Annotated in this window: 10 protein-coding genes and 1 riboswitch; of the genes, 7 read left to right on the top strand and 3 right to left on the bottom strand. The window is 62.3% G+C overall.

Annotated features, from left to right (window positions below; all coding sequences use genetic code 11):
• The 7 genes from DBR00_RS21005 to DBR00_RS09525 all read left to right on the top strand — a co-directional run.
• The coding region (locus tag DBR00_RS21005) for a thiamine-monophosphate kinase (RefSeq protein WP_256582959.1) at positions 1-462 on the top strand (462 nt) is incomplete at its 5' end.
• Complete coding sequence (locus tag DBR00_RS09550; RefSeq protein ID WP_108489666.1) at positions 455-985, top strand: phosphatidylglycerophosphatase A; 531 nt, start codon at positions 455-457, stop codon at positions 983-985. The genes DBR00_RS21005 and DBR00_RS09550, both read left to right, overlap by 8 nt.
• A 13-nt stretch (positions 986-998) precedes the next feature.
• Entirely contained in the window at positions 999-1,721 is a 723-nt protein-coding gene (locus tag DBR00_RS09545) for an ABC transporter substrate-binding protein (RefSeq protein ID WP_108489665.1), read from the top strand.
• A 16-nt stretch (positions 1,722-1,737) separates the two neighbouring features.
• On the top strand, positions 1,738-2,385 hold the full coding sequence (locus DBR00_RS09540; RefSeq protein WP_108489664.1) for a TIGR02281 family clan AA aspartic protease: 648 nt from the start codon (positions 1,738-1,740) through the stop codon (positions 2,383-2,385).
• 117 nt (positions 2,386-2,502) lie between these two features.
• Entirely contained in the window at positions 2,503-3,123 is a 621-nt protein-coding gene (gene ribA, locus DBR00_RS09535; RefSeq protein WP_108489663.1) for a GTP cyclohydrolase II, read from the top strand.
• On the top strand, positions 3,120-3,536 hold the full coding sequence (locus DBR00_RS09530) for an MFS transporter (protein WP_108489662.1): 417 nt from the start codon (positions 3,120-3,122) through the stop codon (positions 3,534-3,536). The genes ribA and DBR00_RS09530 overlap by 4 nt, the downstream gene beginning before the upstream one ends.
• Entirely contained in the window at positions 3,536-4,333 is a 798-nt protein-coding gene (locus tag DBR00_RS09525; RefSeq protein ID WP_108489661.1) for a cobalamin-binding protein, read from the top strand. The genes DBR00_RS09530 and DBR00_RS09525 overlap by 1 nt, the downstream gene beginning before the upstream one ends.
• Positions 4,334-4,370: 37 nt before the next feature.
• Here DBR00_RS09525 and DBR00_RS09520 read toward each other — a convergent pair whose 3' ends face one another.
• The 3 genes from DBR00_RS09520 to DBR00_RS21000 all read right to left on the bottom strand — a co-directional run.
• Positions 4,371-6,278: a TonB-dependent receptor gene (locus DBR00_RS09520; RefSeq protein WP_108489660.1), complete on the bottom strand. Its 1,908-nt coding sequence runs from the start codon at positions 6,276-6,278 to the stop codon at positions 4,371-4,373.
• Between the two features lie 97 nt (positions 6,279-6,375).
• A riboswitch (cobalamin riboswitch) is annotated at positions 6,376-6,589 on the bottom strand.
• Positions 6,590-6,655: 66 nt separating this feature from the next.
• Positions 6,656-8,551 carry a 1-deoxy-D-xylulose-5-phosphate synthase gene (gene dxs / locus DBR00_RS09515; RefSeq protein ID WP_108489659.1) on the bottom strand — a complete coding sequence of 632 codons (1,896 nt, stop codon included), beginning with the start codon at positions 8,549-8,551 and terminating at the stop codon, positions 6,656-6,658.
• A gap of 130 nt (positions 8,552-8,681) precedes the next feature.
• The coding region (locus DBR00_RS21000; protein ID WP_305888787.1) for a carboxyl transferase domain-containing protein at positions 8,682-10,560 on the bottom strand (1,879 nt) is incomplete at its 5' end.

Here is a 10,560-nt window from a genome sequence, read left to right as displayed (position 1 = left end):
CTGGTCCTGGGCCAGCAGCGTGCCGATTCGCTGCAGGCGGCAGCACTGCTGGCACGCTACTGGTCGCCATTGCCACAACTGGCGTTGGGGCTGGCTCTGCGTGGCAAAGCCAGCGCGGCGCTGGACATCTCCGATGGCCTGCTGGCGGACTGTGGGCATATCGCTGCAGCCTCGGGTGTGGAGCTGGTTATTGAGCAGGCCCGAGTGCCCTTATCCGATGCCTTGCGGGCGCAGGTTGGCGATGCTGCTGCACTGCAATGTGCGCTGAGCGGTGGCGATGACTATCGGCTGGCCTTTACGCTGCCGTCTCACTATCTGGCTGATGTGCAGGATGCTGGTTTTCCGGTGCAGGTGATCGGCTGTGTGGTTGCAGGCCAGGGTGTGACCCTGCTGGATCCGCTCGGTCAGCGCGTAGAACCGCCTCGGCGGGGTTATCAACATTTTGGAACGACCTGTGACTGATCATCCCAAGCAAGTCTCTGCCGAGTTTGTACCGCCTTCGGTGTGGCGCAACCCCTGGCATTTCCTGGCGTTCGGTTTTGGTTCCGGTACATTGCCGAAAGCGCCGGGGACCTGGGGGTCACTGGTTGCCCTGCCATTTATTCCGTTGTTGCAGATGCTGCCGGACTGGGGGTACTGGTTGATGCTGGGCGCCACCATGTTGTTTGGCTTCTGGCTGTGCGGCAAGGTGGCCGATGACCTGCGAGTACACGACCACGAAGGCATCGTCTGGGACGAAATGGTCGGTATGTGGATTACTCTCTGGCTGGTTCCACACGGCTGGGGTTGGCTGCTGCTAGGCTTTTTACTGTTTCGCGTGTTCGACATCCTCAAACCCTGGCCGATTCGCTGGGTGGATCGGCATGTACACGGCGGTGTCGGCATCATGCTCGATGACGTGCTGGCGGGGGTATTTGCCTGGATGGCGCTGCAGTTGATCGTTTGGGGCTGGACGAATGGACTGGCGTCTGCGCTGGGCGCGTAAGGAGAGGTAGGCGATGAAACGCTGCTGGGGGCTATGGTTAGTGCTGAGCGTTGTCAGTTCGCTGGCACACGCCGCTACGCCGACGAGCGTGCAGATTGCTGCCGAAGCCTGGCCGGAACACACGCAAGCCGATGGTCGCGGGCTGGCCTGGGAAATTTTCCGTCAGGTGTTCGAGCCGGCAGGTGTGCAACTGAATATCCAGAGCGTCCCTTACACCCGTTCGATTGGGCTGGTTCAGCGAGGCGAGGCCGATGCCTGGGCCGGGTCCTACCACAACGAGGTTCAGCAAGGCGTGTTCTATCCGCGCTGGCACTATGACGCTGATCAAATATCGGCGCTTGGGCTGCGTACGCAGGCCCGGCCGACCCTCGATACGCTGGATCAGTACCGGTTGATCTGGGTGCGTGGTTATGAATATCAGCGCTACCTGCCGAAGGTTGGCGAGTACCGCGAAGTCATACGGCGCGGCGGGATTCTCGGCATGTTGGATCAGCATCATGCTGATTTCTATATTGATGCTGTAACCGAGGTCGATGACGTACTGAGCACTGCGCGTGAGCCGGCCCGCTATTACGTCACGCATCTGACCAAGCTGCCGGTTTATCTGGGGTTCGCTGATAACGCTCGCGGCCGTGCGCTGGCTGAGCTGTTTGATAAGCGGATGACTGTGTTAATCAATGACGGCAGTTTGCGGCCGATTTTCCAGCGTTGGCAACAACCCTATCCGTTCAACTAACTGTGCGAGATGCGTCATGCATGCGTTGAAAATCCTGGCTCTGAGTGTCTCGCTGCTGACCGTCAACGTGGCTGTTGCGGTCACTCAGGTGCGCGTTGTTGGCTTGTTTCCGGGGGCTGCCGTATTAAACGTCGATGGTCAGCGCAAGCTGGTCAAGGTGGGTCAGGTTGGGCCTGGTGGTGTGCTGGTGGTCAGCGCTGACAGCCGCGGCGCCGTGTTGCGGGTTGATGGGGTCGAGCGCGCTTACAGTCTCAGTCGTGAATACAGCGAAGGCTTTGCCGAACCGACCAAAAAGCAGCTCAGCGTCGCCAAAGGTGTCGGTGGTCATTACTGGGTTGCCGGCTCGGTCAACAGTCACCCGATCCAGTTTATGGTCGACACCGGAGCCACCTCCGTGGCATTGAACGATGAGCATGCGCGTCGTCTCGGTATCGACTACCGCGCAGTGGGCATACCGCTGCAGGTAAGTACTGCCAGCGGTACTGCGCGTGGCTGGCGCGTGAGCCTGGATCGGGTCAAGGTTGGCGAGCTGGAGGTGTTGGGGGTTGAGGCCGTGGTGCTGGAGGGTGGCTCACCAAGTGAAGCGTTGCTGGGGATGAGCTTTCTCGGTCGGGTAGGCTGGAAGGTTGAGCAGGATGTGCTGGTGCTGGAGTCCAAGTACTAGCCAGTCGCGGTCGCGTGTTCGATTCTTATCATCAGAAATTCAGGCTGAGCGGCTGCCAGGGCCTGCTGTTACAATGCCGGCCACATTCTTTCTGCCATTTATCTTTAGGAGCATCCGGTGTCCGTCGTGTTTGTCGCCGCCTCCCAGCTGCCTACCCCCTTTGGCGTATTTACCATGCATGGCTTTCTTGAAGAGGCCACGGGCAAGGAGCATGTAGCCCTGACCTTTGGTGATGTGGCTGATGGTGCGCCTGTATTGGGGCGTTTGCATTCCGAATGCCTGACCGGTGATGCGCTGTTCAGTCTGCGTTGTGATTGTGGATTTCAGCTCGAGGCCGCGTTGCGTGCCATCGCCAGTGAAGGGCGGGGCGTTCTGCTCTATCTGCGCCAGGAAGGCCGGGGTATTGGCTTGCTGAACAAAATTCGTGCCTATGAGCTGCAGGACGGCGGTGCCGATACCGTCGAGGCGAATGAACGTCTGGGCTTTGGTGCCGATCAGCGTGATTACGCCATCTGCTTGCCGATGCTTGATCATCTGGGCATCAGCCAGCTCAAGCTGATGACCAATAACCCGCGCAAGGTCAAGGCGCTGGGCGATATGGGCATCAACGTGGCGACCCGCGTGCCACTGCAGATTGATCACAACCCGCACAACAGAAAATACCTGGCGACCAAAGCCGGCAAACTCGGGCACATGCTTGGCAGTTTGCATCAGGGTGAGGTTGAGGAAAGCCTGTGACGCGCGGCGAAGTGCGTCGGCGACTGGCGCTGGAGTGGTGGCGGCAACTGGCGGTGACCCTGGCCCCGCTGTTTGTCTTCAATCTGCTGTTTGGGGCCGGTCAACAGACAGGCTTGTTGACTATGCCGCTGTTTATCGCCGGTCTGGCCTCGATGTTTGTCAGCTTGCCGTTGTTCAGCGCCTATAAGCGTGCGCTGATCGCCACGGAAAAAAGCCTCGACGGTCCGGCTGAGCACGATGCCTGGCTGGAGCTGACGCGGGTGCGGCGTCTGGCCCTGCTGGGTGCGGCCTTACCGGCCTGGATCGCGGCGCTGGCGGTCTTTGCCGGGCTTGAGGCAATCCCGCTGATTCTGCAGGCGCTGTCCAGCATCGTGCTGCTGTACCTCTATCGCATTCCTCGCCAACTCGGCTGATGCGCGGCCTGCTGCTCTGTGTATTGCTGTCACTCACCTGGCCGGTGGCAGCCGCCCAACGGGTGGTTACCCTGGCGCCATCGCTGACCGAAATTGTTCTTGAGCTGGGGGCCGCAGATCGCTTGGTCGGCGTGCTCGATGGTGGGGCGCGGCCGGCAGCTATAAGCCATCTGCCCTCTGTCGGCCGCTTAGGTCAGCTGGAGTTGGAAAGTCTGTTGCAGGTGCAACCTGATCTGGTGCTGTTATGGCCCGACAGTATCAGTGCGACACAGCGTCAGCAGTTGCAGCGCATCGGTGTGCCCGTGTTGGTGGTCGAACCGCGCAAACTGGCTGAGCTGGCTGACCAGTTTGTTGACATTGCCGCGCGGGTCGACCGTGTCGAGCGGGGCCGGCATCTGCAGCAGCAATTCAACCAGGGCTTGCAGCGTTTGAGCCAGCGTTACCGGCGTGAGCGGCCGGTACGCCTGTTCTATCAGGTTTGGGATGTCCCGCTGTATACCATCGGCGGCCAGCAGATCATCAGCGACGCACTGGCGGTGTGTGGTGCCACCAATGTTTTTGCGGACCTGAGTCTGCCTGCTCCGCAGGTGAGTGTGGAGGCCGTGCTTGAACGCAACCCGGAGGTGATTCTGGCCAGTGTGCAGGCGCAACTGGATGCCTGGCGAGTATGGCCGGGACTGGCAGCGGTGGAGCGTCAACAACTGTGGCGTGTGCCGGACGATGGTCTGGAGCGGCCGAGCTTTCAGATGCTGGCCGCGATCGAAGCGCTGTGCGAGCGCCTGGCGAGCGCCCGCTAAACCATGGCCCTGAGCCTGCCCGCTCAGGGACTGTCACTCAGAAGCGGTAGCCCAGGCTGAGCTTGACCTGCTCTTCGGCCGCCGGGTAGCGGCTGGCGCTGCTGGCAAAGACATCGTAGCGTTTGCCGGTGAGGTTATTCAGGCGCAATGTGCTGCTGAACTGTCTGTAGTTGTAGCTCAGCGCTGCATTGATCAGGGTATAGCCGCCGGCCTGCTGCTGATTGTTGGCATCGTCCCCTGAGTAATAGCGGCGCCCGGTGTACACGGCTTCCAGATACGTGTGCAGCCCTTGAATGATCCGGTAGTTGAGGTGCGCACTGGCCGTGTTGCGGGCCACCCATGGCACGCTGTTGCCCTGGAAGGAGCCTGCACGAAATTCCGCATCGGTAAAGCTGTATTGGCCGCCGATGCTCAGGCGCTCGCTCAATTGGCGCTCTGCCTCCAGTAGCAGTCCGTCACGGCGGGTTTTATCCAGATTGATATTGGCGCCGCGACCATTCCAGCTGTTGGGGTTGGCAATCAGGGCGTCGTAGAGCAGTTCGTCCTGCAAATCCAGTCGATACAGCGTTGCTTGATAGCGCTGCACGCCGTCTTGCCACTCGACGCCGCTTTCCCAGGACACACCGGTTTGCGGTTTGAGGAACTCGACCCCCGGCAGGACAAAGGCATTGTCGTCCACGTTGGCCCAGCGCAGCACGTCCTCACGCTTGAGAAACAGGCGCGTCTCTTGGTTGGCTTGCCAGTTCAGGCCGATGCTGGTGCTGTCTTCGCGATCCTTGTGCTGTTTGCGGCTCGCCTTGTTATGGTCGTCCGCTTCGCTGCTGCGGTAGCCGGCAGTAACCGTTACGCCGCGCCCAAGCCCCTGGCTTAACTGGCTATACCAGTCGCGCTGGGTCTGCTGGAAGTCGGTGCCCCAGGATGATTGGGCGTCACTGCTTATGTGGTCGTGGCCAAGTAGCCATTCTCCAGCGCCAAGGCTGTTGCCGTAGCGTGCACTCAACCTGGGGCTGATGCTTTCCGTGCGGGTGTCCTGGGTAAAGCGGCTGGGAGCGGCAAAGCTGCCAACGCTGTCCTGATCGCTGTGGCTGTAGTCGAGGTTGCTCGTCCAGGTGTCATCCAGTTGCTGTTCCAGGGCAAAACGATGAACCTGCGTCTTGCTGTCGTTCCAGGCCGTCGAGTCGCTTTGCTTGCGGTCTGCATGGCGCTGCGCCCTGCTCATGGCATTGGGGTACAGCAGTTCATCGTCGACCGTCTGGTACTCATACAGTGCATGGCCACTGTCATGGTCATGGCGCAGACGGGCGAAGGCGTTGCTGTAGCTGGCGTTGTTATGGTCGCGGTAGTTGTCGGCCGTACGCGACTCGCCGCTCAGGTAAGTCGAAAATCCACCGCCGAGTTGCTGGTAGATATGCCCGCGCAAGGCCTCCAGATCATGGCTGCCGCGACTGGCTTCGAGATAGCCCTCGTTGCGGCTTGGGGTGCGGGTAACGATGTTGATGACGCCGCCCACCGCCTGGTCGCCATACAGTACGGTGCCGGCGCCGCGGATGATCTCGATGCGTTCGATATTACCCAGTGGCACGCTGTTGAGGTCAGCGCCTGCCTGGCTGGGTTGGTTAAGGCGGCGACCATCCACCAGAATCAGGGTGTTGTTTACCGCATTTTCGCCAAAGCCACGCAGGCTGAAGGTGGCTCGGCTGCCATCGCCAATGGTGTCGCGGACTTGTATCCCCGCCTCAGCACGCAGCACATCGAGTAACGAGTGAGCGGCAGATTGCTCAATCTGTTGGCGGTCAATCACCCTGACGCTGGCCGGTGCCTGGGTTTGCAGGGGCGTGGCGCGGGTAATCACCAGCGGTTGGGCCTGATAGGGCGGGTTGGCTTCGTTGGCCAGGGTCAGGCCTGGGGCCAGTGTGACAGCCAGAGCAAGGCGAGATAATTTCACAGGAAATCCTCAAAAGATCGAACGACTTTTGAGGAGGGCAGGGGCAAGAACGGGCGCGCAAACGCTGCCTGAGCTTGACGGTGATGCCCTCCGCAACACCAGTCACATCCAGCAAGGCCGGTCTCCGGGCTCTCGACGTGCGCCGCCTCGCCTTCCCGGGATAACCCAGTGGCGTTGAGGTGACGTGCAGAACGACTCTGCGGTCGATTACCGTTGCGGGGGCAGCGCCGGGATGGTTCGTCAGAACGCACCGGCTTCCCGTTTAACGCCGCTTCACTGTAGAAGGGCGCACCTTGGCGGAAGTAAAACGCCGCGCACCTTAATGCGCGGTTGGATGAATTACAAGCAAGCCTGGCTCAGCCCTGGATGAGCGGTATTCATGCGCAAGGGCTGGCGAGGCGCGCGCGGATGGCGGCCTCGATGCCGGCGGCATCCAGCCCGCATTCGGCGAGCATCTGCGCTGGCTTGGCGTGTTCGACGTAGTAGTCCGGCAGCCCCAGGTGCAGCACCGGTTTGAGGATGCCAGCATGGGCGAGGAACTCGCTGACGGCACTGCCAGCGCCGCCCATTACGCTGTTCTCTTCGAGGGTCACCAGCAGTTCGTGGCTGGCGGCCAGCTGGCGCACGAGCGCTTCATCCAGCGGTTTAACGAAGCGCATGTCGACCACCGTTGCATCCAGCACTTCGCCGACCTTGAGGGCTTCGGCCAGTTGTACGCCAAAGACCAACAGGGCGGTTTGCTTGCCGTGGCGGCGAACGATGCCCTTGCCGATTTCCAGCGGTTCCAGGCCCGGCTCGATGGCGGCATTCGGACCGCTGCCACGCGGATAGCGCACGGCGGCGGGGCCATTGAACAGGTGACCGGTGGTGAGCATGCGGCGCAGTTCGTTTTCATCGCTCGGTGTCATCACCAGCATGCCGGGGATGCAGCGCAGGTAGGAAATATCAAAGCTGCCGGCGTGGGTCGGGCCGTCTTCGCCGACCAGGCCGGCGCGGTCGATGGCGAACAGCACGTCGAGGTGCTGCACGGCCACATCGTGAATCAGCTGGTCATAGGCGCGCTGCAGGAAGGTCGAGTAAATCGCCACCACCGGCTTGGCACCGTCGCAGGCCATGCCGGCGGCGAGGGTCACGGCATGCTGTTCGGCGATGGCGACGTCGAAATAGCGCTCGGGATAACGCTCACTGAACGCCACCAGATCCGAGCCTTCCTTCATCGCTGGCGTAATGCCAAGCAGGCGCGGGTCTGCAGCCGCCATGTCACACAGCCATTGGCCGAACACGCTGGAGTATTTCGGGCCGCTGGCTTGCTTGGGGGCGGCCGGCGCGTTGATCGGCTCCAGCTTGGTGATCGCGTGGTAGCCAATCGGGTCGGCCTCAGCCGGGGCGAAGCCCTTGCCCTTTTTGGTCACCACATGGAGGAACTGCGGGCCGTCGAGGTCGCGCATATTGCGCAGGGTGGCGAGCAGCGTGGGCAGGTCGTGGCCATCGATGGGGCCGACATAGTTCCAGCCCAGCTCTTCGAACAGGGTGCCGGGCACCAGCATACCTTTGGCGTGTTCTTCGACCTTGCGTGCGATTTCCCAGGCACCCGGCAGGTGCGAGAGGATTTTCTTGCTGCCCTCACGCATGTTCGAGTACGTGCGGCTGGAGATGATCTTGGCCAGGTAGTTGGACAGGCCGCCGACGTTCTTGGAAATCGACATGTCGTTGTCGTTGAGGATCACCAGCATGTTGGCACCCACGTCGCTGGCGTGGTTCAGCGCCTCGAAGGCCATGCCGGCGGTCATGGCGCCGTCACCGATCACCGCCACGGCCTTGCGCTTGCTGTTCTGCAGGCGGGCGGCGATGGCCATGCCCAGGGCGGCGCTGATGCTGGTGCTGGAGTGGCCGACGCCAAAGGTGTCGTACTCGCTTTCCGAGCGGCGCGGGAAGGCGGCGATGCCGTCCTTCTGCCGTAGGCTGCCCATCTGCTCGCGGCGGCCGGTAAGGATCTTGTGCGGGTAGGCCTGATGGCCCACATCCCACACCAGGCGATCATCCGGGGTGTCGAAAACGTAATGCAGGGCCACGGTCAGCTCGATCACGCCGAGGCCCGCGCCGAAATGCCCGCCCGTCTGCCCGACCGTATACAACAGGTACTGGCGCAATTCGTCGGCCAGGGTTTCCAGCTCTGCTTCGCCCAGGCGGCGTAGCTCGTCCGGCGTATTGGCGCGGTCTAGAAGGGGCGTCAGCGGGCGCTCACGGGGAATCTCGTGGAAGGTCGTCGGCATCAGGCAGATCGTTATAGGTGCAAAAGATGCGGCAGTTTACCCGAAGCGCCGGAAACTGCCCAAACATGGTTCGGCCTAACACGCCTGAGCCTGGATGCATTCCACCTCTGCATCCAGACGCGACAGCGACCTACCAGGTATCGACCGAGCGCTTCTTGCCTGTGCGGGCAGCGGGTTGTGCTGTGGCATTAAGGCCGCGCAGTAGCCAGGCGCGGGTTTCCACAGGGTCGATCACTGCATCGATCTCCAGGAAACTGGCCATATTGATGCCCTTGCCGTTCTCGTAGGCCTTGGCCACCAGCTTGTCGAACAGCTGTTGGCGTGCCGCCGGTTCTTCGACGGCGGCCAGCTCCTTGGCAAACCCCAGGCGCACCGCACCTTCCAGGCCCATTGCACCGAATTCGGCACTGGGCCAGGCGATGGTGAACAGCGGCGAATGGAAGCTGCCGGCAGCCATGGCCTGAGCGCCGAGACCGTAGCCTTTGCGCAGCACTACGGTGAAAAACGGCACGGTCAGGCTGGCGGCGGCGACAAACATGCGCGAGACATGGCGCACCGTGGCCTGTTTCTCGGCCTCCGGGCCGACCATAAAGCCGGGGGTGTCGCACAGCGACAGCAATGGGATATCGAAGGCATCGCACAGCTGCATAAAACGTGCGGCCTTGTCGCCGGCGACTGCGTCGATGGCGCCGCCGAGGTGCGCGGGGTTGTTGGCCAGCAGGCCGAACGGCTTACCTTGGATGCGGATAAACCCAGTGATCAGGCCGGGCGCAAACTCGCGGCGCAGTTCCAGCACGCTGTCCCTGTCGGCGAGGGTGGCGATCACTTGGCGGATGTCATACACGCGCAAACGGTTTTCCGGGATCAGCTGGCGCAGCTCGCGCTGATCGGCGCAATCCCATTCGCTGAGCGCTCCCTGGAAGTAGCTCAGGTACTGCTTGGCCACCTGCACCGCTGCGGCTTCATCGGCCACCCGTACGTCGATGACGCCATTGGTGCCCTGCACGCTCACCGGGCCGACCTGTTCCGGTTTAAAGCTGCCCAGGCCGCCGCCTTCGATCATCGCCGGGCCGGCCATGCCGATGGTTGCGTCCTCCGTGGCGATAATCACATCGCAGCAGCCGAGCAGGGCGGCGTTGCCGGCAAAGCAGCGTCCGGACACCACGCCTACCAGCGGCACCAGGCCGGAGAGCTTGGCCATGCCGACAAAGGTGTGGCAGTCCAGCCCGGCTACGCCGACGAAATCGGTATCGCCCGGCCGGCCGCCGCCACCCTCGGCAAACAGCACCACCGGCAAGCGCCACTGCGCGGCGAGGCCGAGCATGCGGTCGGTCTTCTTGTGGTTCATCACCCCCTGGGTGCCGGCGAATACCGTGTAGTCGTAGGCGATGGCCATGCAGCGTGCAGCCTGGTCGCCGAATGCCTTGGCGTTGACCGTGCCGGTGCCGGCCACCAGGCCATCGGCCGGGCTCTGTTCGATCAGCTCGGCCAGCGAGCGCCGACGCCGTTGTGCGGCAATCGCCAGGGCGCCGTATTCGCTGAAACTGCCGTCGTCCAGCAGGTCCGCCAGGTTCTCGCGCACGGTGCGCTGGCCAGTCTTGCGCCGTTTGGCTACGGCGGCAGGACGGCGTACATCGGTGAGGAGCGCGTGGCGTTCGAGCACTTCGGCCAGGTCCGCACGGATATGCTCGAGGTCCAGGCTCTGTTCGCTCTGGTGGGCAGCAGCGTCAACCTCGGCGGGTTCGATAAACAGCAGCGGCTGGCCTTCATTGAGCGCGCTGCCGATCTGCACGGCCAACTGGCGGACGATGCCGCTGTGGCTGGCGGTGACCACAAACTCCATTTTCATCGCCTCCAGCACAGCAAGGCTCTGGCCGACAGCCACCGCATCGCCTTCGGCCACGTCCAGGCTGACCACCACACCCGTGCTGTGGGTCAGCAGGGGCAGGCAGCCTGACGGTGCGTCCGCGACTGTTTCAGCGGCTGGGCCGGCGCTCTGCGTAGCGGCA

Source organism: Pseudomonas sp. HMWF032 (assembly GCF_003060885.1).
GTDB lineage: Bacteria > Pseudomonadota > Gammaproteobacteria > Pseudomonadales > Pseudomonadaceae > Aquipseudomonas.
The sequence above is the reverse complement of the archived record's forward strand: the minus strand, read 5'-3'. Positions and strand labels throughout refer to the sequence as shown.

Coding starts and splice junctions, on each gene's coding strand:
- DBR00_RS09545 (WP_108489665.1), top strand. CDS start 999: ATGAAACGCTGCTGGGGGCTATGGTTAGTGCTGAGCGTTGTCAGTTCG.
- dxs (WP_108489659.1), bottom strand. CDS start 8,551: ATGCCGACGACCTTCCACGAGATTCCCCGTGAGCGCCCGCTGACGCCC.
- DBR00_RS09525 (WP_108489661.1), top strand. CDS start 3,536: ATGCGCGGCCTGCTGCTCTGTGTATTGCTGTCACTCACCTGGCCGGTG.
- DBR00_RS09540 (WP_108489664.1), top strand. CDS start 1,738: ATGCATGCGTTGAAAATCCTGGCTCTGAGTGTCTCGCTGCTGACCGTC.